The sequence below is a fragment of the Kitasatospora sp. NBC_01539 genome (assembly GCF_045040525.1).
Taxonomy (GTDB): Bacteria; Actinomycetota; Actinomycetes; order Streptomycetales; family Streptomycetaceae; genus Kitasatospora.
Genome location: NZ_CP109390.1, coordinates 2,299,566 through 2,322,276, shown reverse-complemented (window position 1 = coordinate 2,322,276; position 22,711 = coordinate 2,299,566). Strand labels below are relative to the sequence as shown.

Annotated in this window: 21 protein-coding genes; 15 read left to right on the top strand and 6 right to left on the bottom strand. The window is 74.6% G+C overall.

Annotated elements, in window-relative coordinates:
- The first annotated feature begins 126 nt into the window (after window positions 1-126).
- The 10 genes from OG335_RS09945 to OG335_RS09900 all read left to right on the top strand — a co-directional run bounded on the left by OG335_RS09945 (window position 127) and on the right by OG335_RS09900 (window position 12,101).
- Window positions 127-1,557 carry an MFS transporter gene (locus OG335_RS09945; RefSeq protein ID WP_405010691.1) on the top strand — a complete coding sequence of 477 codons (1,431 nt, stop codon included), beginning with the start codon at window positions 127-129 and terminating at the stop codon, window positions 1,555-1,557.
- 138 nt (window positions 1,558-1,695) lie between these two features.
- On the top strand, window positions 1,696-2,898 hold the full coding sequence (locus OG335_RS09940; protein WP_405010690.1) for an MFS transporter: 1,203 nt from the start codon (window positions 1,696-1,698) through the stop codon (window positions 2,896-2,898).
- Complete coding sequence (locus tag OG335_RS09935; RefSeq protein WP_405010689.1) at window positions 2,895-4,559, top strand: FAD-dependent oxidoreductase; 1,665 nt, start codon at window positions 2,895-2,897, stop codon at window positions 4,557-4,559. The genes OG335_RS09940 and OG335_RS09935 overlap by 4 nt, the downstream gene beginning before the upstream one ends.
- Before the next feature lie 275 nt (window positions 4,560-4,834).
- On the top strand, window positions 4,835-6,037 hold the full coding sequence (gene wecB, locus OG335_RS09930) for a non-hydrolyzing UDP-N-acetylglucosamine 2-epimerase (protein ID WP_405010688.1): 1,203 nt from the start codon (window positions 4,835-4,837) through the stop codon (window positions 6,035-6,037).
- A complete protein-coding gene (locus OG335_RS09925) occupies window positions 6,030-6,749 on the top strand; it encodes a hypothetical protein (protein ID WP_405010687.1) in 720 nt (239 codons plus the stop codon). Before wecB ends, OG335_RS09925 begins: the two co-directional genes overlap by 8 nt.
- 7 nt (window positions 6,750-6,756) lie before the next feature.
- Window positions 6,757-8,004 carry an FG-GAP repeat domain-containing protein gene (locus OG335_RS09920; protein ID WP_405010686.1) on the top strand — a complete coding sequence of 416 codons (1,248 nt, stop codon included), beginning with the start codon at window positions 6,757-6,759 and terminating at the stop codon, window positions 8,002-8,004.
- A 284-nt stretch (window positions 8,005-8,288) separates the two neighbouring features.
- Entirely contained in the window at window positions 8,289-9,518 is a 1,230-nt protein-coding gene (locus OG335_RS09915) for an acyltransferase family protein (protein ID WP_405010685.1), read from the top strand.
- A gap of 305 nt (window positions 9,519-9,823) precedes the next feature.
- A complete protein-coding gene (locus OG335_RS09910) occupies window positions 9,824-10,627 on the top strand; it encodes an alpha/beta hydrolase fold domain-containing protein (RefSeq protein ID WP_405010684.1) in 804 nt (267 codons plus the stop codon).
- On the top strand, window positions 10,624-11,130 hold the full coding sequence (locus OG335_RS09905; RefSeq protein ID WP_405010683.1) for a hypothetical protein: 507 nt from the start codon (window positions 10,624-10,626) through the stop codon (window positions 11,128-11,130). Before OG335_RS09910 ends, OG335_RS09905 begins: the two co-directional genes overlap by 4 nt.
- A complete protein-coding gene (locus tag OG335_RS09900; protein WP_405010682.1) occupies window positions 11,127-12,101 on the top strand; it encodes an MsnO8 family LLM class oxidoreductase in 975 nt (324 codons plus the stop codon). The genes OG335_RS09905 and OG335_RS09900 overlap by 4 nt, the downstream gene beginning before the upstream one ends.
- Before the next feature lie 154 nt (window positions 12,102-12,255).
- Here the strand turns inward: OG335_RS09900 and OG335_RS09895 are convergent, their stop codons facing one another.
- The 6 genes from OG335_RS09895 to OG335_RS09870 form a co-directional block, all read right to left on the bottom strand.
- The gene (locus OG335_RS09895) at window positions 12,256-13,638 is read right to left on the bottom strand and encodes an 8-oxoguanine deaminase (protein WP_405010681.1); all 1,383 of its coding nucleotides are present in this window, start codon (window positions 13,636-13,638) and stop codon (window positions 12,256-12,258) included.
- 88 nt (window positions 13,639-13,726) lie between these two features.
- Window positions 13,727-14,641, bottom strand: a complete 915-nt coding sequence (gene pucL, locus OG335_RS09890; RefSeq protein WP_405010680.1) for a factor-independent urate hydroxylase — start codon at window positions 14,639-14,641, stop codon at window positions 13,727-13,729.
- A gap of 31 nt (window positions 14,642-14,672) precedes the next feature.
- Window positions 14,673-15,008, bottom strand: a complete 336-nt coding sequence (gene uraH, locus OG335_RS09885) for a hydroxyisourate hydrolase (RefSeq protein WP_405010679.1) — start codon at window positions 15,006-15,008, stop codon at window positions 14,673-14,675.
- 49 nt (window positions 15,009-15,057) lie between these two features.
- Window positions 15,058-15,582, bottom strand: a complete 525-nt coding sequence (gene uraD, locus OG335_RS09880; RefSeq protein WP_405010678.1) for a 2-oxo-4-hydroxy-4-carboxy-5-ureidoimidazoline decarboxylase — start codon at window positions 15,580-15,582, stop codon at window positions 15,058-15,060.
- Window positions 15,583-15,769: 187 nt separating this feature from the next.
- Window positions 15,770-16,153, bottom strand: a complete 384-nt coding sequence (locus tag OG335_RS09875) for a helix-turn-helix domain-containing protein (RefSeq protein ID WP_405010677.1) — start codon at window positions 16,151-16,153, stop codon at window positions 15,770-15,772.
- Window positions 16,150-16,422: a thiamine-binding protein gene (locus OG335_RS09870; RefSeq protein WP_405010676.1), complete on the bottom strand. Its 273-nt coding sequence runs from the start codon at window positions 16,420-16,422 to the stop codon at window positions 16,150-16,152. The genes OG335_RS09875 and OG335_RS09870 overlap by 4 nt, the downstream gene beginning before the upstream one ends.
- Window positions 16,423-16,620: 198 nt before the next feature.
- Here OG335_RS09870 and OG335_RS09865 point away from each other — a divergent pair, with 198 nt between their 5' ends.
- From OG335_RS09865 to alc, 5 genes are all read left to right on the top strand, one after another.
- A complete protein-coding gene (locus OG335_RS09865; protein ID WP_405010675.1) occupies window positions 16,621-17,466 on the top strand; it encodes a TIM barrel protein in 846 nt (281 codons plus the stop codon).
- 30 nt (window positions 17,467-17,496) lie between these two features.
- Window positions 17,497-18,381, top strand: a complete 885-nt coding sequence (locus tag OG335_RS09860; protein ID WP_405010674.1) for a 2-hydroxy-3-oxopropionate reductase — start codon at window positions 17,497-17,499, stop codon at window positions 18,379-18,381.
- A 366-nt stretch (window positions 18,382-18,747) separates the two neighbouring features.
- The gene (locus tag OG335_RS09855) at window positions 18,748-19,908 is read left to right on the top strand and encodes a glycerate kinase (RefSeq protein ID WP_405010673.1); all 1,161 of its coding nucleotides are present in this window, start codon (window positions 18,748-18,750) and stop codon (window positions 19,906-19,908) included.
- A 137-nt stretch (window positions 19,909-20,045) separates the two neighbouring features.
- The gene (gene allB, locus OG335_RS09850) at window positions 20,046-21,428 is read left to right on the top strand and encodes an allantoinase AllB (RefSeq protein WP_405010672.1); all 1,383 of its coding nucleotides are present in this window, start codon (window positions 20,046-20,048) and stop codon (window positions 21,426-21,428) included.
- Window positions 21,425-22,687 carry an allantoicase gene (gene alc / locus OG335_RS09845; protein ID WP_405010671.1) on the top strand — a complete coding sequence of 421 codons (1,263 nt, stop codon included), beginning with the start codon at window positions 21,425-21,427 and terminating at the stop codon, window positions 22,685-22,687. The genes allB and alc overlap by 4 nt, the downstream gene beginning before the upstream one ends.
- Window positions 22,688-22,711: the final 24 nt, after the last annotated feature.

Below are 22,711 nucleotides of genomic sequence, written 5' to 3'. Positions count from 1 at the left end.
CGTAGGCAGGCCAAGGGCCTGGCCCGGTCCGGCGGGCGCTCGCAGACTTCCCCCTGAACACCCCTTCCATGCCCGACACACCCCCCCTTCCCCGCCCCGACACGGCACATGACGAAAGGCTCTGACATGTCGACAATCGACGAGGTGGCCGCCGCAACCGCGCCGGCCGCCGCGCCGCAGAAGCTCACCGGCCGGCTGCGGCTCGTCCTGGTGGTCCTGCTGGTCGCGCAGTTCATGCTGGCCGTGGACTTCTCGATCCTCAACGTGGCCCTCCCGGTCATCGGCCGCGGCCTCGGCTTCTCCCTCGCGAACCTGCAGTGGATCGCCACCGCCTTCGCGCTCTCCGCCGCCGGCTTCACCCTGCTCTTCGGCCGGATCGCCGACCTCGTCGGCCGCCGCCGGCTCTTCCTGGCCGGCCTGGCCGTGCTCGGTCTCTCCTCCCTGGTCGGCGGACTCGCCGTCAACCCGGAGATGCTGCTCATCGCCCGCGTCGCCCAGGGCCTGGCGACCGCCGCCGTCACCCCGGCCGGCCTCTCGCTGCTCACCTCCTCCTTCCCGGAGGGCCCGCTGCGCGACAAGGCGCTCGGCCTCAACGGCGCCCTCATGTCGGCCGGCTTCACCACCGGCGCGGTGCTCGGCGGCATCCTGACCGACCTGCTCAGCTGGCGGTGGGCGTTCTTCATCAACGTGCCGGTCGCCCTGGCCGTGCTGATCATCGCCCCCCGGGTGCTCGGCGAGAGCCGCGGCGAGCGCGCCCGGCTCGACGTGCCCGGCGCCCTCACCGTCACCCTCGGCCTGCTCGCCCTCGTCTTCGGCCTCACCATGGCCGGCGAGCACGGCTTCGGCGACGCCCGGGCACTGACCGGCCTCCTCGCCGGCGTGGTGCTGCTCGTCGCCTTCTACTTCGTCGAGAAGCGGTCGCCGCAGCCCCTCGTGCCCGTCCGGGTGCTGCACCGGCGCACCGTCATCTGGGGCAACGTCGCCGGTCTCATCGCCTTCGTCACCGAGACCTCGCTGGTCTTCCTGATGACCCTCTACCTGCAGAAGGTGCTCGGCTTCTCGCCGCTCGCCGCCGGCCTGTCCTTCGCCGTCCTCGGCCTCGGCACCGTGATCGGCGGCGTCACCGCGGCCCGCGTCATCGGCCGCATCGGCACCACCCCCGCCCTCGTCACCGGCGGCATCGTGCAGGCCGTCGCCACCGCCGCCCTGCTCGGCCTCGGCGACGACCGCAGCTGGATGTGGCTGCTGCTGCTCGCCACCTTCGTCGGCGGCGTCGGCAACATGCTGGTCATCGTCGGCTTCATGGTCACCGCCACCTCCGGCCTGCCGGACGAGGACCAGGGCATGGCCACCGGCGTCGCCACCATGACCCAGCAGATCGGCATCACCATGGGCACCCCGATCATGAGCGCCATCGCCACCGCCGGGATCGGGGCCTCCGCCACCGCCGCGGCGATCCTCGACGGCGTCGGCACGGCGGTGCTCGTCAACGCGGTGATCGTGGCCGTCGGCGCCGTACTCGCCGGGGTCTTCCTCCGGAAGCGCGCCACGGTCTGACCCCGACGGGTCCGCCCCCGGCCGACCCGGTACCCCGCCCGACCCAGGCGCGGTGGCAGTGCTCCGTACAGCACCGCCACCGCGCCTCGGCACGTCCGGACGCGTTTCCCTCCCGCCCCCCTCCAGAAAGGAGTTGTGATGCCGCTCGCCCTGCTCGCCCTCGCCGTCGGAGCGTTCGGGATCGGCACCACGGAGTTCGTCATCGTCGGCCTGCTGCCGCAGGTCGCCGGCGACCTGTCCGTCTCCGTCCCGTCCGCCGGCCTGCTGGTCACCGGCTACGCCCTGAGCGTCACCGTCGGCGCCCCGCTGACCACCGCCGCCGGCGCCCGGCTGCCCCGCAAGACCATGCTGCTCGCCCTGATGGGCGTCTTCGTCGCGGGCAACCTGCTCTGCGCCCTCGCCGACACCTACGCCCTGCTGATGACCGGACGCGTCGTCGCGGCGCTCTGCCACGGCGCCTTCTTCGGCATCGGCTCCGTGGTCGCCGCCGACCTCGTCGCACCCGACCGGCGGGCCGGGGCGATCGCCATGATGTTCACCGGCCTCACCGTCGCCAACGTGCTCGGCGTGCCGCTCGGCACCGCCCTCGGCCAGCACCTCGGCTGGCGCTCCACCTTCTGGGCCGTCACCGCGCTCGGCCTGCTCGGCATCGCCGGGATCGCCGCCCTCGTGCCACGCCAGCCACGGCCCCCGGCGGGCGGCATCCGGCGCGAACTCGCGGTGTTCCGCCGCGGCCAGGTCTGGCTGGCGCTGGCCACCACGATGTTCGGCTTCGGCGGCGTCTTCGCCGCGTTCACCTACGTGGCGCCGATGATGACCGAGGTGGCCGGCTTCGGGGAGTCCTCCGTGACCTGGCTGCTCGTGCTCTTCGGCACCGGCCTGTGCGTGGGCAACGTGCTCGGCGGCCGCGCCGCCGACCGTCGACTCATGCCGAGCCTGTATGTCATCCTCACGGTGCTCGCCCTGGTGCTGGTGGCCCTGAACTTCACCGCCCACGCGAGGATCCCCGCCGCCGTCACCCTCGCCCTCTTCGGCATCGCCGGTTTCGCCACCGTGCCGCCCCTGCAGATGCGGGTGATGACCAAGGCCGAGGGCGCCCCGGCGCTCGCCTCGGCCGCGAACATCGGCGCGTTCAACCTGGGCAACGCCCTGGGCGCCTGGCTCGGCGGGCTCGCCATCGACGGCGGGCTCGGCTGGACCGCCCCCACCCTGGTCGGCGCGGCCCTCGTCGCCGCCGGCCTCGGTACCGCCCTGCTCTCCGGACTCCTCGACCGGGCCCCGCGCCCGGCCGCGTCCGACCCCCTCCCCGCAACCGCCCCCCTGATCGAGGTGCAACGATGACTGGTGTCAACCGCCGTACGATGCTCTCCCGTTCGGCCGCCGTGCTCGGCAGCACGGCGGTGGCCGGAACCCTGGCCACCACGGTCGCCGCCGCGGCAGGCGGCGCCCCCGCCCCCGAGGCCGGCGCGACGATACGCCCCGACGACCCGCGCTACGCCATGCTCACGACCGGCAACAACCAGCGGTTCGTCGCCCGCCCCGACTACGTCCGGATGATCCGCTCCACCGCCGACGCCGAGCGCGCCCTGCGCGACGCCGTCCGCCAGGGCAAGCGGGTGTCGCTGCGCAGCGGCGGCCACTGCTTCGCCGACTTCGTGTGCAACCCCGAGGTCGAGGTCGTGCTCGACTTCTCCGAGATGACCGGCGTCACCTACGACGCCCGGATGCGGGCCTTCGCCGTCGAACCCGGCGCCCGGCTGCTCAACGTCTACGAGGCGCTCTACAAGGGCTGGGGCGTCACCGTGCCCGGCGGCATCTGCTACAGCGTCGGCGCGGGCGGCCACATCGCCGGCGGCGGCTACGGCCTGCTCTCCCGCGCCCACGGCCTCGTCGTCGACCACCTGTACGCGGTGGAGGTCGTCGTGGTGGACGCCGCCGGCAAGGTCCGCACGGTCGTCGCCACCCGGGAGGCCGACGACCCGAACCGCGACCTCTGGTGGGCCCACACCGGCGGCGGGGGCGGCAACTTCGGCCTCGTCACCCGGTACTGGTTCCGGTCGCCGGGGGCGACCGGCAACGACCCGTCGAAGCTGCTCGTGCAGCCGCCGTCGACCGTGCTCGTCTCCGCGGTCTCCTTCCCCTGGGCGGACATGACGGAGAGCCGCTTCACCCGGCTGCTGCGCAACTTCGGCGCCTGGCACGAGGCCAACAGCGGCCCCGACAGCCCGTACACCGCGCTCAGCAGCCTCTTCAACGTGTGCCACAAGGCGCACGGCACCCTCGACATGTTCACCCAGGTCGACGCCACCGTGCCCGGCGCCGACAAGCTGCTCGCCGACTACCTCGCCGCGATCACCGCCGGCACCGGCATCAGCCCCACCGCCATGACCCGGCCGTCCGGCGAGCTCACCGCCATGCCGCAGCTCGCCGCACCCCGCCGGATGCCCTGGCTGCAGGCCACCCGCCTGGTCGGCACCAACAACCCGACCATCACCGACCCGACCGCCCGCGGCGCCCACAAGTCCGCCTACATGCGCCGGAGTTTCACCGACCGGCAGATCTCCGTGATGTACCGCCGCATGAGCGGCGCGGACTACTGGAACCCCGACACGATGATCGTGCTGTTCTCCTTCGGCGGGCAGGTCAACGCCGCCGCGCCGGACGCCACCGCCAACGCGCAGCGCAACTCCGTCTTCAAGATGTGCTTCCAGACGTTCTGGCACGACGCGGCCGGCGACGACGCCGCACTCGGCTGGGCCCGCGGCATCTACGAGGAGTTCTTCGCCGGGACCGGCGGCGTGCCCGTGCCCGACGACCGCCACGACGGCTGCTACATCAACTACCCCGACACCGACGTCGCCGACCCCGCGCACAACCGCTCCGGCGTGCCCTGGACGGAGCTCTACTACAAGGGCAACTACCCGCGCCTCCAGCAGGTCAAGCGCCGGTACGACCCGACCGACTACTTCCGCCACTCGCTGTCCGTGAAGCCGGCCCGCTGACCCTCCCTCCCGCACCCTCCCCGCCGCTCGGGCGGCCCTCCGTCCCGCGTGCTGCGGGGCGCCGATCCTCCGTCGCCCGATCCGGCCCGCACCCCTGCGGCCGCCGGCCGGGAAACAGCATTTCCCTGTCCGCCGCGGGCCATTTCCGGCCCGCGGCGGATTGCTTTTCCGGGCCCCCGGTGTGCAACGGGAATTCGTTGACGCCGGGCCGCCGGGAAAGGGAAGCTGATGGCACGCCCGATCAACCGGAATTCGACCCCGTGAAAGGCGAATCGATGCGAACCATCACCATTGTTCTGGGCACCAGGCCGGAGGCGATAAAGCTCGCCCCCGTCATTCAGGCCCTCAAGGACGACCCGCGTTTCCGTCCCGTCGTCGTCTCCACCGGCCAGCACCGCCAGATGCTCGACGAGACCCTCGACGCGTTCGGCCTGCGCCCCGACATCGACCTGGAGATCATGGCGCCCCGCCAGTCGCTCAGCCAGGTCACCTACCGCTCGCTGCGCGGCCTCTCCGAGCACCTGCGCCCGGCCGGCGCCGACGCCGTCATGGTGCACGGCGACACCGGCGCCACCCTGGCGGGCGCCCTGGCCGGCTTCCAGCACGGCATCCCGGTGATCCACGTGGAGGCCGGACTGCGCAGCGGCAACCTGCACTCGCCCTTCCCCGAGGAGGCCAACCGCCGGCTCGTCGCCCAGATCTCCGCGCTGCACCTGGCCCCGACCCCCGGCAACGCCGGCAACCTCATCCGCGAGGGCATCAGCCCCGACCGGATCGTCGTCACCGGCAACACCGTCATCGACGCCCTGCGCCGGGGCTGCGAGCTCGGCCGGGACTACGGGGACCCGGCCCTCGACGACCTCGACGACGACCCGCGCCGCGTCGTGCTCGCCTCCGCCCACCGGCGGGAGTCGTGGCAGCACCTGCCGGAGATCGGCCGCGCGCTGGCCACGCTGGCCGACGACCCCGCCGTGCGCGTCGTCCTGCCGCTGCACCGCAACCCGGTCGTCCGGGAGGCCCTGCTGCCGCTCGTCGGCTCGCACCCGGGCGTCACCGTGATCGACCCGCTGCCCTACCTGAGCTTCTGCCGCCTCATGAAGCGCGCCGACGTCATCGTCTCCGACAGCAGCGGCGCGGAGGAGGAGGGTCCGGCCCTCGGCAAGCCCACCCTGGTGCTGCGCGAGATCACCGAGCGCCCCGAGGCCGTCATCGCGGGCACGGCCCGCCTCGTCGGCCGCACCACCGAGGGCATCGTCGCCGAGGCCTTGAAGCTGCTCCACGACCCCGAGCAGTACGCGCGGATGGCCGAGGCGGCGAGCCCGTACGGCGACGGGCGGGCCGTGGAGCGCACCGTCGGCTCCATCGCGCACTTCTTCGACGAGGGCCCGGCGGTCGTCCCGTTCGTGCCCGGCAGCGCCATCGACCGGCTCTCCGTCGCGCTCGCGGGCCCCGCCCCGGCCGCGTACGCCGGTGGCTGAGCCCGCGGCCGTGACCGGCCGCACCGTGCCGCTGCCCGGCCTCGGCGGGCCGTCCCTGGCGGCGGAGGAGGTCGCCGGCGCCGGCACGCACCGCATCGGGGGCCGCGCGATCGTCGTCAACACCGGCGCCCGGCCGGCCGTGGTCGCCGAACACCCGCGGAAGGCGATCCCGCCGCTCGGCTCGGCCGTGCTGCACGACACCGCCGTCGAGCACACCGACCGGCTGCTGGTGCTGCGGACGGCCGAGACCGCGGACGCCGCCGCCCTCACCCGCGAGCCCGGCTGGCACCTGCTGGCCGGCCTGCTGCCGGGCTTCCCCCCGGAGACCCCGCTGTGGCGCGGGCCGCAGCACGACCTCGGAACGGTGGAGCTCACCCCGGAGGCGCTGCTCGGAGGCCCCGGCGGCGGACGTCCGCGGCCGTACCGGCTGAAGGTCAACCTCTGGTTCGCCCCGGCCGGCACCGACTGCCGCATCCACCACCGGCACGCCTTCCTGGAGGTGCACACCCAGGTGTTCGGGACGGGCCGGATGCAGAAATTCCGCGCGGACGACCACGGCACGCTCCACGAGGACGTCCTGCTCGCCCCCGGAAACACCCACGAACCGTTCTGTGAAATAGGTGCCGACGGAGAATTCACCTATCCCTGGCACCAGTACAAGGCCGACACCGACTGCGTGTGGCTCGCCGTCGAATACCACGAGGAGAGGTAGAAGGAAAATGGTCAGCATTCCGAAGTTCACGCCCGAGGTGGTCGCCGACCAACTGCGCGACGGCTACTGGCTGGAGGCTCCCGACATCGACGGGGACGGCACCCCCGACCTGTTCGGCTACGGCCTGCGCCTCGGCGAGGTGTACTGGTACCGCAGCACCGAGAAGTGGGAGCGCCGCCTCGTCGCGGACCGCATCCGGATGCCCGTCGGCGCCGACTACGCCGACATCAGCGGCAACGGCCGACCCGACATCGTGCTCTGCTACGAGCTGTACGGACCGGTCGGCACGATCGTCGACGCCGACACCTCCGGCGGCAAGATCGACTGGCTGGAGAACCCCGGCCAGCCCGAGAAGGACGAGAGCCGCTGGAAGCGCCACTACATCGGCCGCGCCACCGGCATGCACCGGCTGCGGGTCGGCCACTTCACCCGCACCGACCGGCTCCAGGTGCTCGGCCTGCCGATCGTCGCCAAGGAGGACGTGCACGCGGTGCTGCCGGTGGTGATGTTCACCCAGCCCGACGACGTGCTCACCGCCGAGGAGTGGCCGATGACCGTCGTCGACGACAGCCACTTCCGCATGATCCACGGCGCGGAGAAGAAGGCCGGCCTGATACCCGGCTCCGACCTCGACTCCCTGCTGCTCGCCTCCGACGAGGGCGTCACCTGGCTGCACTGGGACGAGCAGCACGAGACCTGGGTGCGCACGCTCATCGGCACCGGCGAGCTCGGCCAGTTCGAGCGGACCGGATTCCGCGGCAGCGGCGACCTCAACGCCGGCCGGATCGGCGACGACCCGATGGCGTACGTCGCCGCCATCGAGCCCTTCCACGGCAACACCGTCGCCGTCTACGTCAAGGAGGACCCGGCCGTCCCCGCGGCCGAGGCCGTCTGGAAGCGCTTCCTGCTGGACGTCTACGGCGACCCGAACGAGAACGGCGAGGGCCCCGGCCACCAGATCGTCTGCGCCGACTTCGACGGCGACGGCGAGGACGAGTTCCTGGTGGCCCTGCGCGGCCCGATGCCCTGGCAGGGCGTCATGTACTACAAGGCGCTGGACCTCGCCAACGGCGTGTTCGCCAAGTGGCGGGTCTCCGACGAGTCGGTGGCCCGGATCGCCACCGCCGACTTCAGCGGCGACGGCCGGCTCGACTTCGCCACCATCGCCTACTCGGTGCAGAACTACTACGTGGCGAAGGACGCCAAGATCGTCCTCCACCGCAACGAGACCGAGCAGGCCGGCGGCACCGCCTGACCCGCCCGCGGTACCCCACCCGACCGCGTGCCCGGCAGCCGTCCGACCACCCCGCTCGGCCGCCCCGGCGGCCGGGGCCGCCACCCCCACCGCGCCCCGGCCGCCGTCCCACCCGCCGCACCGCGCAGCGACGGACCCGCCGCACCGCGCAGCGACGGACCCGCCGCACCCCGCAGCGACGGACCCGCCCCACCGCGCAGCGACGGACCCGCCGCACCGCAGCCGCACAGCCCCAGCCGCACCGTCCGAGATCCGAGCCCCCAGCCCGAAAGGCCGAACCCGCCATGCCCGCACCGGCACCGATCTCCGCCGCCCCGAAGGGCCGGCCGAGACTTCCCTCGCTGACCGGCCTCCGCTTCCTGGCCGCCCTGATGGTCTTCTTCTTCCACACCGGGCTCTCCAACTCCCCGATACCGCCGAACCGTCCGATCAACCCGTTCGCCGACGAGGGCGTCGCCCACGCCTACGAGTGGCTGTTCGTGAAGGCCGGCTACCTCGGGGTGTCGTTCTTCTTCGTGCTCAGCGGCTTCGTGCTGGCCTGGGCCGCCAAGCCGGGCGAGCGCACCACGGCCTTCCTCCGCCGCCGGCTGATGAAGATCTTCCCCAACCACCTCGTGGTGTGGGTGCTGGCGATGCTGCTCTTCGCCGGGGCCATGGCGCCCACCGCCGGCTGGCTCTCCAACCTGTTCCTGCTGCACACGTTCTTCCCGCAGCCGGAGATCAACCTCTCCGTCAACCCGCCCACCTGGTCGCTCGGCAGCGAACTGCTCTTCTACCTGGCCTTCCCGCTGATCATCGGCCCCGTCCGGCGGATCGCCGAGCGCCGGCTCTGGTTCTGGTCGGCCCTGATGGTCGCCGGCACGATCGCCGTGCAGCTCGTCTCGACGTACCTCGTGCCGGCCACCCCGAAGTCGGCCATCACCCCGGTCTCCGACACGCAGTTCTGGTTCGGCTACCTCTTCCCGCCCGGTCGGCTCTTCGAGTTCGTGCTCGGCATGCTGCTCGCCCGGATCGTCCTGGCCGGCCGGTGGCCGCGGGCTCTCGGCGTGCTGCCCTCGCTCGCGCTGACGGCCGCAGGCTACGCCGCCGCCTGGTACGTGCCGTTCCAGTACAGCTTCGTCGCCGCGACCATCGTGCCGATCGGCGCCCTGATCTCGGCCGTCGCCGTCACCGACGTGGAGGGCCGCGGGGGCTGGCTGCGCAGCCGGGTCATGGTGTTCCTCGGCGAGATCTCCTTCGGCTTCTACCTCTGCCAGGGCATCGCGATCTTCTGGCTGCGCTCGCTCTTCGAGGACACCCGCTTCTCCACCCCGACGGGCTTCCTGGTCATCCTCGGCTTCCTCGCGGTGACGCTGCTCGGCGGATGGCTGCTGCACACCTTCGTGGAGCAGCCGGCGATGCGCCGCTGGAGCCGCAGCCGGCGCCGGGTCACCCTGCCCGTGCCGCGCCCGGCGGCCGAGGACGCGCCGGGCGCCGGCCGCGAGCCGGTGCACGCGCCGCCCGCCGCGCGCTGAGCACCGCGCGCCGAGCACCGCGCCGGCCACGCCGGACACCGCACCGGGCACCACACGGAGCCGCGCCCCGCCACGGCCCCGCCCGTACGGCCCCGAGCCGGTGCCTGCCCCTGACAGGGACAGGTTCGGAGCCCCCGGGCGGGGCCGTGGCGGGGGAGACTGGAACCACGCCGCGGGCCCCGGCCGCCGATTCCGGCAGGCCCCCCCCGCGTCCTCCTCCGCCGCCGCCCCGGGACACCCGCGGGCCCCGGCGGCGGGAGCCCGCCGTGACGGCGCCCACCAGGCCTCCAGGGAGAGGAACACCCATGTCCGTGCCCGATCTCCGCGGGTCGCCCGGCGTCCGCTGGCAGTCCCTGGCCCTGCCCGCCGCCGGACGCGAGCTGCACGTCCGGGTGTTCCGCCCGGACCCGGCGCCGCACGGCTGGCTGGTCTGGGCGCACGGCGGCAGCTGGCGGGCCGGTTCGGTGGACGGCTGGCACGACGGCACCGCCGACCTCGCCGCCGCGGCCGGCGCCACCGTCGTCAGCGTCGACTACCGCCTCGCCCCCGGGCACCGGCATCCGGCCGCCCTGGTCGACGTGCTGACCGCCCTCGACTGGGCGCAGTCGCAGTCGCCCACCCCGGTCGCGGTCGGCGGCGACAGCGCCGGCGGCACCCTCGCCGCCTGCGCCGCCCTCGTCTGGCGCGACCGCCGCCGCCCGCTCGCCGCCCAGGTGCTGGCCTACCCGCCGATCGACCCGGAGTGCCGGGCACCGTCCTACCGCCGGCACCCGCTGGCGTTCCCGAGCCGCGCGGGCCTGATCTCGGCCTGGCGCGACCACCGGGGAGCCTCGCCGCGGCACCCCGCCGCGCACGGCGCCACCCCGCTCTACAGCACGCCGCACGAGAGCGACGACCTCGGCGGGCTCGCCCCGGCGGTGCTCGCCGTCGGCGGCGCCGACCCGGTCGCCGACGACGTCCGCGGCTACGCCGCCCTGCTGCACGCGGCCGGCAACACCGTCGAGCTACGGGAGTTCGACGGCCTGCCGCACGGCACCTTCCTCACCGACCCCGGCCTGCGCGACTGGCTGGGCACCGCCTACTCCGACCACTACAGGAGGTCAGCATGAGCCGGACCACCGCCCCCGGCCCCACCGCCGCACTGCTGCGCCACTTCGCGGACCTGCGCGACGGCACGCACGGCGACGCCGCCTCGCGGCAGGGCAAGGAACGGCACTTCGCCGCCACCGTCGCGCTGCTCGACCCGTACGCCCGGCAGGTGCTGGACGAGTTCGACGCCGACCTGCTGCTCGGCACCGGCACCGTGACCGCCACCGGGCTGCGCCGCACGCCCGACGGCGGCCTCGACGCGGTGTGGGCGCTGAGCTGGCCCGACCAGCGGGCCGCCGGGATCGCCCCGATCACCCTGCGGGCGTTCTACGGCGCCGGGTTCCACCACCCGCACCTCCAGGGCGCCACCGTCGGCGAGTGGCCGCTGAACGCCTTCACCGACGAGCAGGCGGCGCAGGAGCTGCCGACGCTGCGGGCGATCGCCGCCGCGGACCTTCACAACCTGGTGTTCCAGCGCGACTTCCGCATCGTGCCGGCCACCGTGGACGGAGCCCCCCGATGACCGTCCTCTCCGTGCTCGACCAGTCGCCGGTGTCGGAGGGCGGCACCCCGGCGGACGCCCTGCAGGCGACGCTCGGCCTCGCCGCCGAGGCGGACGCGCTCGGCTACCACCGCTACTGGGTGGCGGAGCACCACGACTCGCCGAGCTTCGCGGGCACCGCGCCGGAGATCCTGGTGGCCGCGCTGCTGGGCCGTACGCGGCGGCTGCGGGTCGGCTCCGGCGGTGTGCTGCTGCCGCGCTACCCGGCGCCGAAGGTGGCGGAGGTGTTCCGGCTGCTGGCCGGGCTGCACCCGGGCCGGGTCGACCTCGGCCTCGGCCGGGCGGGCGGGCCGGGCCACCGCTTCCCCGAGCAGGTGGCGCAGGTGCTGCGCCTGGTGGCGCAGCCGTACGAGGGGTACCGGCCGCCGGAGGTGTGGCTGCTCGGTGCGGGCACGGGCTCGGCGGAGCTGGCGTCGTACCTCGGTACGCGGTTCGCGTTCGCGCACTTCCTGCGGCCGGAGCTGGCGGACCCGGCGATGCGCACGTACCGGCAGGGCGGTGCCACGGCGGCGGGCGACGCGACGGGCGGTGCGCCGGGCGACGCGACGGGCGGTGCGCTGGCGGTGCGGGTGATCGCGGCGGACACCGAGGCGCGGGCGCGCGCGCTGGCGGCGTCGTTCCTGCTGTGGCGCAGCCGCAAGGACCTGGGCGTCGACCGGCCGATCGGCCCGCCGGAGGACGCCCGCCGGCACCGGTGGACGCCCGCCGAGTCGGAGCGGGCCGCGGCCAACTCCCGTGCACTGGTGGCGGGTACGCCCGAGCAGGTGCGGGCGGAGCTGCTCGGTCTGGCGGCGGCGCACGGGGTGGACGAGATCGTGGTCAACACCGTGGCGCACGACCCGGCTGACCGGGTGGCCTCGTACCGGCTGCTCGCCGAGGTGTTCGGGCTGACCGCCGCGGGCCGTCCGGAGCCGGCGGGTGCCGTGGCCTGAGCGGCGGTCCCGTCCCGGACGGCCGGCCCGCGGGCGCGTCACAGCCCCCGGACCCTCGCCGTGGGTCCGGGGGCGGCGCTCCGTGCGGCCCGGGGGCCTGCGGAGTCCGGGTGGCGTACCGTCCCTGGTACGGCCCGGAGTTCGGGTGGGCGCGTCAGGCGCGGGCGGCGAGCTCCTTGGCGGCGCGGGCGCAGGCGAGGGCGATGCGGTCCTCGTCGACGGTCGTGAGCACGCCCCGCTCGACGACGGCGTTGCCGTTGACGAAGAGTGCGGCGAGCGGGGGCAGGGCGCCGAGGGTGAGGGCGGCGATCGGGTCGGCGATCGAGGAGTGCAGGATGCCGTCGACCTTCCACAGGGCGAGGTCGGCGAGCTTGCCGGCCTCGATGGAGCCGATCTCGTGCTGCCGGCCGAGCACCCGGGCGCCGCCCATGGTGCCCAGGCGCAGTGCCTGACGAGCCGTCATGGCGTCGGGCCGGCCGTGCAGCCGGTTGATGAGCAGGGCGTTGCGGAGTTCGGTGCCGAGCTCGCCGGACTCGTTGGAGGCGGTGCCGTCGACGCCCAGGCCGACGGGCACGCCGGCCCTCAGCATGTCGGGCACGCGGGCGATGCCCGCCGCGAGCCGGGCGTTGGACGACGGGCAGTGGGCGACGCCGGTGCCGGTCTCGGCGAACTTCGCGATGTCGGAGTCGTTCATGTGGACGCAGTGGGCCATCCAGACGTCCTCGCCGAGCCAGCCGGTCGACTCGAAGTAGTCGGTGGGGCCCATGCCGAACAGCTCCTTGCAGAACTGCTCCTCCTCGGCCGTCTCGGAGCCGTGGGTGTGCAGCCGTACACCCTTGCGGCGGGCCAGCAGGGCGGCCTCGCGCATGAGTTCGGTGGAGACCGAGAACGGTGAGCAGGGGGCGATCGCGACGTGCAGCATCGAGCCGAACGAGGCGTCGTGCCACCGGTCGACGGCCGCCTCGGAGGCGACGAGGATGTCCTCCGTGCGCTCGACCGCGTGGTCCGGCGGCAGGCCGCCGTCCTTCTTGCTGCGGTCCATCGAGCCGCGCAGGGCGGTGAAGCGCAGGCCGAGCTCCTGCACGCCCTCGATGGAGGCGCCGAGGATGTCGCCGGCGCCCTGCGGGAAGACGTAGTGGTGGTCGGAGGCGGTGGTGCAGCCGGACTTGAGCAGGGCCGCGGCCGAGCCCTGGGTGGCGGCGTGCACGAGCCGGTCGTCGATCCGGGCCCAGGTCGGGTAGAGCGCCACCAGCCAGTCGAAGAGGATGCTGTCCTGGGCGAGGCCGCGGGTGATCCACTGGTAGAAGTGGTGGTGGGTGTTGACCAGCCCGGGGGTGACCAGGTGGCCCTCGCCGTTGATCCGGCGCACGACGTTGTCCAGCCACTGCGGGGCGGGGCCGTCGCCGACCGACTCGATCGTGTTGCCGAGGATCACCACGTGGCCGCGGGCGTACTCGGTGTCGTTCGCGTCGACCGTCGCCACGGCGACGTTCTCGATCACGATCCGCTGGTCGGCGGGCGGCGGCTGGACTGCCATGGGGTGACTCCTTGGGGCGGGGGTGAGGGGGGTGCGGGCACCGGGGGTGGTGCGGGCGCGGCCGGCGGCCGGTGCGGGGCGGCCGGCCTCAGGCGACCGGGATGACCGGGACGACGCCCTCGCGGTGGACGGTGCCCTCGATCAGGCCGTACATCCGGTCGGCGGCGTAGTACACCTCGTTCTCGTTCTCGAGGCCGAACGGGCTGAGGTCCACGAGGAAGTGGTGCTTGTTGGGGAGTTCGAGGCGGACCTCGTCCACCTCGGCCCGGTTGTTGAGCACCCGGGTGCCCATCGCGTGCAGGGTCTGCTGCAGCGAGTAGGAGTACGTCTCGGCGAAGGCCTCCAGCAGGTGGCGCTTCACGTGGGTGTAGGAGCGGTTCCAGTTGGGCTGCTGCTCGTCGTCACGGCCGGTGTAGCCGTACGCCCAGCGGGCCGTCACCTGGGTGGCCAGGATGCGGTCGTACGCCTCCTGGAGGGTGGTGTAGCGGTCCTTGATGTAGCCCCAGAACTCCGAGTTGGTGGAGTTCATGACGACGAGGTCCTTGAGGCCGGAGACGACCTGGACGCGGTCGCCGTCGTAGACGATCTCGGAGGTGCGGGTCTCCTGGCCGGTGCGGACGAAGGAGTGGCCGACCTCCTCGGAGCCGATGAAGCGGGCGGAGCTGTCCGGGGTGCGGATACGGTCCCAGGAGTACTCCTCGATGCGGATCCGCGCCCGGCGCACCGGCTCGGCGCTGTCGACGAAGTGCCTCGCCAGGGTGATGCCGAAGGCCTCCGCGGAGTCGATCCCGTACTCCTTGGCGAAGGCGTACACGGTGTTCTTGGTGGTGTCGGTGGGCAGGCAGTTGGCGTTGGAGCCGGTGAGGTGGACGTCGTCGAAGTCGCCGGACAGGGCGACCGAGACGTTCAGGTCCTTGATCTCGTGGCGGGTGGAGTCGCGGTAGACGCGGACGATCCGGTTCTCCGCCTTGCCGTACTGGTTCTGACCGAGCACATGGGCCATGACCTGGCTCCTGATCTGTGAGGCCGGCCTACTAGCTTCCGCGGTAGACCGAGTAGCCGAACGGGTTGAGCAGCAACGGCACGTGGTAGTGGTGCTGCGCGGGCGCGACCGTGAAGACGATCGCGACCTCGGGGAAGAACGGCGCCTCCTCGGACGTCCGCGCGTAGTGCGCGGCGGTGTCGAAGAGGAGCCGGACGACCGAGCCCGCCTCCACGGCCGGCAGGTCCCTGACCCGGCCGTCGGAGTCCGTGGCGGAGGTGCCGAGCACCTGCCAGCCACCCTCGGTGTGCAGTGCCAGCTCGACGGGGACGCCCTCGGCCGGGCGGCCGAGGCTGGTGTCGAGCACGTGCGTGGAGATGCCAGTCATGGGCGGAGGAACCTTACTGATGGCAGGGGGCCGGTCTGCCGGCGGCACGTCACGGCCCGTCGAGCAGTCGGTCGATGCGGATGTCGTTGATCCTGCGCAGTTCGCCGCGGACGATCTCCGCCTCGGTGGCGGCGTCGTGCGGGTACCGCTCGCGCAGGGCGGCGAGCATCGTCGCGGCGGTGCGGCCGGTCGCGCAGATCAGGAAGACGTGGCCGAACCTGGCCTCGTAGGCCGCGTTGGCCTCGTGCAGGGCGTCGAGGAGTGCGGGGTCGGCGCCGTCCACCCCGGCCTGTTCGCGGGCGGAGGTGGCGTCGCCGGGCTTCGGGGTGCCGATCCTGGCGTGGCCGGCCATCGCGTCGGCGAGGTCACCGGGGGTGAGGGCCGCCGTGGCCGCCGCGTTGGCGGCGTGCAGGGCGGCCCGGTCGGGCCAGGGCCGGCCGGCCGCGACGGCGTCGGCCCAGGCGGGGCTGGAGCAGATCTCCAGCAGCGTCTCCCGCAGTCCGGCGGCCGGGGCCGCCGCCAGGTCGGCGAGCGCCCTGGTGCCGGCGGGGGAGTCGGGGGGTTGGCTGGTCACGGGTGGACCTCCTGACGAGTGGTGCCACTCGCACAAGCTAGATCCACCACCCCGCACGGTCAACACTTTGTTGAACGGTTGGTGGTTACGTTTTGCGGCGGGCCCGGTTACCGGTGCATGTCGTGTGTGATCCGCCAATGGGCGGGCCGCGGGCGGGGGCGCAGACTCGGGCGCGCAGGCCGTGCCGTCAGTCCTTGCGCGGACCGTCCTGCTGGCGGTTCAGGTAGTTGTAGACGGTGAAGCGGCTGACCCCGAGCGCCGAGGCGACCGTCTCCACGCCGTGCCGCACGGTGAACGCGCCGCGCTCCTCCAGCAGGGCGACGACCCGCTGCTTCTCGGCGCGGTCGAGCTCGGCGAGCGGGCGGCCGTCGTACTGCCGGGCCATCTCGGCGAGCAGCCGGTCGAGGGCGCTGCTCAGGTGCGGCAGCCGGACGGCGATCGCGGGGGCGCCGTCCCAGGCGAGCACGACGTCGTCGGGCCGGGCCTCGGCGGGGTCGACGGCGGTCGCGCCGACCGCGTCGAGCAGCGGTCTTATCGCGGCGGTGAGCGGGTGCTCCGGGGTGCCGCTCACGGTGCGTCGCCTTCCGCCGGGCCGGGCCGCCCGTCGCCGAGCACGCTGACCTGGACGGAGATCCGGGTGGCCCCGGCGTCGAGGGTGTCGCGCAGCAGGCGGGTGACGGCGGCCAGGGCCTGCTCGGCCTCGCCCTCGGCACTGGTGCCGAACGGGCCGACGGAGACGGCGAGGCCGGCCTCGTCCACGGCGCGGCGGGCCGCCCTGGCGTGGTCGGGGAAGCCGTCCAGCTCGAACGGTTCTGTCGTGAACTCCACCATCAATCGCACCCGCTCACTCTAGCGAGCGGGTGCCCGGGCGGCCGAGGCTGGGCGATCGGACAGTCGCAGGGCGCCGGTGACCGGCGCCTTCGGGCGCTTCAACAAAATGTTGCGACGGCCTTGACGGGCCCGCGGGGCCTCGGCGAAGCTTCCACCAAGCAGAATCCCTCTTCCGTATCGTGGAAGCCGGGACGGAAGAGAGGGAAGGTGACGTACGTGACCGCCGCCGCCGCGCACAGCTACACGGTCAACCTGTCGATCCTGTTCGGCGAACTGCCCCTGCTGGAGAGGCCCGCCGCCGCGGCCGCCGCGGGCTTCACCGCCGCCGAGCTCTGGTGGCCCTTCGGCGAGGAGCACGACCCGGCCCCCGCCGACCTCGACGCGCTCCGCGCCGCCTTCACCGGCGCCGGCGTGCAGCTCACCGGGCTCAACCTCCTGGACGACCTCGTCCGGGGCGGGCGCGGCACCCTCTCCCTCCCCGCCGAGAGCGACCGCTTCCTGGCCAACGTCCCGGTCGCCGCCGCCCTCGCCGGATCCCTCGGCGCCACCGCCCTCAACGCCCTCTACGGCAACCGCGTCGCGGGCACCGACCCCGCCGTGCAGGACGCCCTCGCGCTGGACAACCTCGCCTTCGCCGCGCAGGCCGCGCACGGCATCGGCGCCGTCCTCCTCGTCGAGGCGCTCAACCGCGACGAGTCCCCCGACTACCCGCTGGTCTCCGCCGCGGCCGCCGTCGAGGTCGTCGACAGGGTCAACGCCGCCACCGGCCTCGGCAACGCGCGCCTCCTCTGCGACCTCTACCACCTGGCGAAGAACGGCGAGGACCTGCCCGCCGTCATCGACACCTACGCCGACCGCATCGGCCACGTGCAGATCGCCGACAACCCCGGCCGCAACGAGCCCGGCACCGGGAGCCTCGACACCGAGGACCTGCTCGCCCGCCTCACCGCCGCCGGCTACACCGGCCGGATCGGCCTCGAGTACCGCCCGGCGAACGGCGCCAGCGCCGACGCCTTCGGCTGGCTCCCGCGCGAGCTGCGCGCCGCCCGGTAACCCACCCCCGTACGTAAGGAACACCAGCAGATGAGCCGCACGATCGCCTTCATCGGCCTCGGCATCATGGGCAGCCCGATGGCCGCCAACCTCGTCAGGGCCGGGCACCACGTCACCGGCCACAACCTCACCCGGCCGCCCGTCGACGCCCTGGTCGCCGCCGGCGGCCACGCCGCGGACAGCATCGCCGAGGCCGTGAAGGGCGCCGACGTCGTCATCACGATGGTCCCCGCCGACCCGCAGGTCGAGCAGGTGATCCTCGGCGAGGGCGGCGTGCTGGAGCACGCCGCGCCCGGCACCCTCGTCATCGACATGTCGAGCATCACCCCGCAGACCTCGATCAGGGTCGCCGCGGCCGCGCGGGAGAAGGGCGTCCGCACCCTCGACGCCCCCGTCTCCGGCGGCGAGGCCGGTGCCGTCGAGGCCGTGCTCTCCATCATGGTCGGCGGAGAGGTGGACGACTTCGCCGAGGCGAAGCCGCTCTTCGACGCCCTCGGCACCACCGTCGTGCACGTCGGCCCGGCCGGCGCCGGCCAGACCGTGAAGGCCGCCAACCAGCTGATCGTGGCCGTCAACATCCAGGTGCTCGCCGAGGCCGTGGTGTTCCTGGAGAACGCCGGCGTCGACCTCGCCGCCGCCCTCGACGTGCTCGGCGGCGGCCTGGCCGGGTCCACCGTGCTCGCCCGCAAGAAGGCCAACATGCTGAACCGCGAGTTCGCACCCGGCTTCCGCATCGACCTCCACCACAAGGACATGGGCATCGTCACCGACGCCGCCCGCGCCGTCGGTGCGGCGCTGCCCGTCGGCGGGGTCGTCGCCCAGCTCGTCGCCTCCGCCCGTGCCAACGGCGACGGCTCGCTCGACCACTCCGCGCTGCTCCGCGGCGTCGAGCGGCTCTCCGGCCGGACGGTCTGACGAGCCCCACCCCGACTCCTCCTGGCGGCGTGTACCTGTCCGGTCGTGCCCGCGCCGCCAGGAGGCCGTACCCGGCCGGCGGGCGGCCCGGCGCCCATCCGCCCCCCGCCGGCCGGACCAGACCGGCGGCGCGCACCCTCCCGTGGCACGTCGGTCGTGCCCCGGGCGCGCCGCCCCGGGTCCTCCGCCGCCCCTCGGCCGCCCGCAGGCCCCCGGCCCGCGGGCGGGGGGACGAGGCGCCTCCCGCACGTCGGAAGCGGAACGGGAGGCACGGCGGCGGAGGCCCCGGAACCACCCGCTGCTGACGCACACTCGGAACCGTCGGCACCCGCACACCCGCCCCACCCCGGAAATGAGGCCCACGCCATGCCCGTCACCCCCGCCCGGGGCCATGTCGTCGTCGCCCCCGACAAGTTCAAGGGCAGCCTGGAGGGTGCCGAGGCCGCCGCGCGCATCGCGGCGGGCATCCGCCGGGCCGCGCCGGGCACCGAGGTGCGCGAGCTCCCCGTCGCCGACGGCGGCGAGGGCACCCTCGCGGCCGCCCTCGCGGCCGGGTTCGCACGGGTGCCCGTCAAGGTGGCCGGCCCGACCGGCCTGCCGGTCGACGCGGCGGTCGCCGTCCGCGGCGACACCGCCGTGGTCGAGCTGGCGCAGGCCTCCGGTCTCGCCCGGCTGCCCGGCGGCCGCACCGCGCCGCTCGCGGCCGGCTCGTACGGCGTCGGCCAGCTCGTCGGCCGGGCGGTGGCGCTCGGCGCCCGCCGGGTCGTCCTCGGCCTCGGCGGCAGTGCCTGCACCGACGGCGGTGCCGGCATGGTGCAGGCGCTCGGCGCCGGCCTGTACGACGCGGACGGCGCCGAGCTGCCGCCCGGCGGTGCGGCCCTGCGCCGGCTGCACCGGCTCGACCCGGGCGCGCTCGCCGACCGGCTGTCGGGGGTGGAGGTCGTGGTCGCCTGCGACGTCGACAACCCGCTGCTCGGGCCGCGCGGCGCCGCCGCCGTCTACGGCCCGCAGAAGGGCGCCGACGGCGGCGACCTCGTGGTCCTGGAGGAGGGCCTGACCCGCTGGGCGGACGTCGTCGGCGCCGTCGCCGGGCAGGATCTCCGCGACGCCCCCGGCGCCGGGGCCGCAGGCGGGGTCGGCTTCGCCGCCCTGGCCCTGCTCGGCGCCACCATGCGGCCCGGCATCGAGCTCCTCCTCGACCTGCTGGGCTTCGACGAGGCCGTGCGTGGGGCACGCCTCGTCGTCACCGGCGAGGGATGCCTGGACGCGCAGACGCTCCACGGCAAGGCCCCCGCCGGCGTCGCCGCGGCGGCCGCCCGGGCGGGGGTCCGGGTGGCCGCCGTGGCCGGACGGCTCGAACTCTCGGAGCGGCAGTGGCGCGCGGCGGGCTTCGCCGCGGCGCTCGCCCTCACCGATCTGGCGGAGCGGCCCGGCGACAGCATGACCCGGGCGGGCGAGCTGGCCGAGCTCGCGGGCGAGCGGCTGGCGGCCGGGTTTCTGCCCGGTCAAGGCTCGGTTGCCTCGTAGTTTCCTCCATAGACGTTCTGTTGAAGGCGGGCCTAGGCTCCGAGCCGTCGCAGTCGCCCGGGCCGGCCGCCCCCGTCTCAACTGCCGTACGCGCCTTCGGCACACCCCCTACTCCTTCCCCCGGTCCGGAGGTCCCGATGCCCCCCAGCGACACGCCGCCCGACACCGTGCTGGTCCGCTCCCGCCGTGCCGTCCTGCCGGACGGCGAGCGGCCCGCGGACGTCCTCGTGCAGGGCGGCCGGATCACCCGGATCGCCGGGTACGGGGAACTGCCCGCCGAGGGCGTGCCCGTGGCCGACCTGGGCGGCACCGCGCTGCTGCCCGGCCTGGTCGACACCCACGTGCACGTCAACGAGCCCGGCCGCACGGAGTGGGAGGGGTTCGCCACCGCCACCCGGGCCGCCGCCGCGGGCGGGGTCACCACGATCGTCGACATGCCGCTCAACTCGGTGCCGCCGACCACCACGCCGGCCGGCCTGGCGGCCAAGCGGCGGACCGCCGAGGGGCAGGCCTGGGTCGACCTCGGGTTCTGGGGCGGCGCGGTGCCCGGCAACACCGGCGAGCTCGCCGCGCTGCACGAGGCCGGGGTGTTCGGCTTCAAGAGCTTCCTCGCGCCCTCCGGGGTCGACGAGTTCCCGCACCTGGCCACCCCGGAGCAGCTGGAGTCGGCGCTCGCCGAGCAGGCCCGGCTGGGCGCGCTGGCCATCGTCCACGCCGAGGACCCGGCCGTCCTGGACGCCGCCCCGCAGCGGCCCGGCGTGCACTACCGCGACTTCCTGGCCTCCCGGCCGGACGGCGCCGAGGCGGCCGCCGTGGCCCGGCTGCTCGACACCGCGCGCCGCACCGGCGCCCGGGTGCACGTCCTGCACGTGTCGTCGGCCGCGGTGCTGCCGCTGCTGCGGCAGGCCCGCGAGGACGGGGTGCGGGTGACGGCCGAGACCTGCCCGCACTACCTGACGCTGACGGCCGAGGAGGTGCCGGACGGCGACACCGCCTTCAAGTGCTGCCCGCCGATCCGCTCCGAGTCCAACCGCGACGCGCTCTGGGCGGCCCTCGCGGCGGGCGAGTTCGCCGCGGTGGTGTCCGACCACTCGCCGTCCACGCCCGACCTGAAGCACCTGCCGCGGCACGGCGGCAGCGGCGACTTCGCCGCCGCCTGGGGCGGCATCGCCTCCCTGCAGGTCGGCCTCCCGGCGGTCTGGACGGAGGCCCGGCGCCGCGGCCACACCCTCGCCGACGTGGTCCGCTGGATGTCCGCGGGGCCCGCCGCGCTGGTGGGGCTCGCCGGCCGCAAGGGCGCGATCGCCGTCGGCCGCGACGCCGACCTGGTGGCCTTCGACCCGGACGCCGCCTTCGCCGTGCACGCCGAGGCGCTGCACCACCGGAACCCCGTCACCCCGTACGCCGGCCGCACGCTCACCGGCGCCGTCCGCACCACCTGGCTCCGCGGCCGGGTCGTGGACGTCGACGCCGCACCGTTCGGCCGGCAGATCACCCGCCCTCAAGGAGACGTGAGTTGAGTAACGACACCGCCCCGAGCGCGTCCTTCACCGAGCTGGTCGACCTCGCCTCGCGGCGGCTGGGCGCCGGCGTCGTCGCCACCAACGAGGACACCTTCGCCGACGCGGAGAACCTGCTGGTCGCCGCGCCCGCCGAGTTCCGCCCGCACACCTTCGGCCACAAGGGCCAGATCATGGACGGCTGGGAGTCGCGCCGCCGCCGCGGCGCCTCCGCCGGGCAGCCGCACCCCACCGACGAGGACCACGACTGGGCGATCGTCCGGCTCGGCGCCGCGGGCAGGGTCCGCGGCGTGGTCGTCGACACCGCGCACTTCACCGGCAACTACCCCGAGACCGCCGCCGTGCAGGGTGCGTCCGTGCCCGGCCACCCCTCCCCGGAGGAGGTCGCCGCCGCCGGGTGGACCGACCTGGTGCCCCGCACGCCGCTGCGCGGCGACACCGCGCACGCCTTCGCCGTCGACCACCCCGGCCGCTTCACGCACGTCCGCCTGCTCATCTGGCCGGACGGCGGCGTCGCCCGGCTGCGCGTGTACGGCGAGGTGCTGCCCGACCCGCGCGAGCTGGACGGCCTCACCGTCGACCTCGCCGCGCAGGAGTTCGGCGGTGTCGCCGAGGCCGCCTCCGACCGCTACTTCTCCTCCCCGCACAACCTGAACGCTCCCGGCCGCGCCACCGTCATGGGCGAGGGCTGGGAGACCCGGCGCCGGCGCGACAAGGCCAACGACTGGGTGCGGATCGCCCTGGCCGGAGGCGGCGAGGTCCTGGCCGCCGAGGTGGACACCACCCACTTCGTCGCCAACGCCCCCGGCTGGGCCGACCTCGCCGGCTACGACGCCACCGGCGGCGGCGACCCGGCCGCCGACCCGGCCGGCTGGTTCCCGCTGCTGCCGCGCACCCGCCTGCAGCCCGACACCCGGCACCGGTTCCGCCTCGACGCCGGACGCCCGGTCACCCACGTCACGATCAACGTGTACCCCGACGGCGGCCTCGCCCGCCTCCGGCTGACGGGCCGCCTGACCGACGAGGGCCGGGCCGCCCTCGCCCTGCGCTGGCTGAACGCGCTGCCCGCCGCGGAGGCGGAGGCCGCGCTGACCGGGGCCGGCCTCGACGCGGCGGAGGCCACCGCGCTCACCGCCGCCCGCCCGCTCGCGGACGCCGCCGCGACCACCGCCGCCGCTGCCCTGCAGCCGGCCGACGGCCCCGACGGCGAGCACGCCTCCCGCCGCCGCTCGGCCCTCCGGCGCCTGCTCGGCGTCTGACCCACCCTCACGACAGCAACGAAG

Excerpts from the sequence above, each read along its gene's own strand:
- OG335_RS09855 (WP_405010673.1), top strand. The coding sequence starts at position 18,748 with ATGCCCGTCACCCCCGCCCGGGGCCATGTCGTCGTCGCCCCCGACAAG.
- OG335_RS09910 (WP_405010684.1), top strand. The coding sequence starts at position 9,824 with ATGTCCGTGCCCGATCTCCGCGGGTCGCCCGGCGTCCGCTGGCAGTCC.
- OG335_RS09915 (WP_405010685.1), top strand. The coding sequence starts at position 8,289 with ATGCCCGCACCGGCACCGATCTCCGCCGCCCCGAAGGGCCGGCCGAGA.
- OG335_RS09945 (WP_405010691.1), top strand. The coding sequence starts at position 127 with ATGTCGACAATCGACGAGGTGGCCGCCGCAACCGCGCCGGCCGCCGCG.
- allB (WP_405010672.1), top strand. The coding sequence starts at position 20,046 with ATGCCCCCCAGCGACACGCCGCCCGACACCGTGCTGGTCCGCTCCCGC.
- pucL (WP_405010680.1), bottom strand. The coding sequence starts at position 14,641 with ATGGCCCATGTGCTCGGTCAGAACCAGTACGGCAAGGCGGAGAACCGG.
- OG335_RS09895 (WP_405010681.1), bottom strand. The coding sequence starts at position 13,638 with ATGGCAGTCCAGCCGCCGCCCGCCGACCAGCGGATCGTGATCGAGAAC.
- OG335_RS09935 (WP_405010689.1), top strand. The coding sequence starts at position 2,895 with ATGACTGGTGTCAACCGCCGTACGATGCTCTCCCGTTCGGCCGCCGTG.
- OG335_RS09920 (WP_405010686.1), top strand. The coding sequence starts at position 6,757 with ATGGTCAGCATTCCGAAGTTCACGCCCGAGGTGGTCGCCGACCAACTG.
- OG335_RS09860 (WP_405010674.1), top strand. The coding sequence starts at position 17,497 with ATGAGCCGCACGATCGCCTTCATCGGCCTCGGCATCATGGGCAGCCCG.
- wecB (WP_405010688.1), top strand. The coding sequence starts at position 4,835 with ATGCGAACCATCACCATTGTTCTGGGCACCAGGCCGGAGGCGATAAAG.
- OG335_RS09900 (WP_405010682.1), top strand. The coding sequence starts at position 11,127 with ATGACCGTCCTCTCCGTGCTCGACCAGTCGCCGGTGTCGGAGGGCGGC.
- OG335_RS09940 (WP_405010690.1), top strand. The coding sequence starts at position 1,696 with ATGCCGCTCGCCCTGCTCGCCCTCGCCGTCGGAGCGTTCGGGATCGGC.
- uraH (WP_405010679.1), bottom strand. The coding sequence starts at position 15,008 with ATGACTGGCATCTCCACGCACGTGCTCGACACCAGCCTCGGCCGCCCG.
- OG335_RS09905 (WP_405010683.1), top strand. The coding sequence starts at position 10,624 with ATGAGCCGGACCACCGCCCCCGGCCCCACCGCCGCACTGCTGCGCCAC.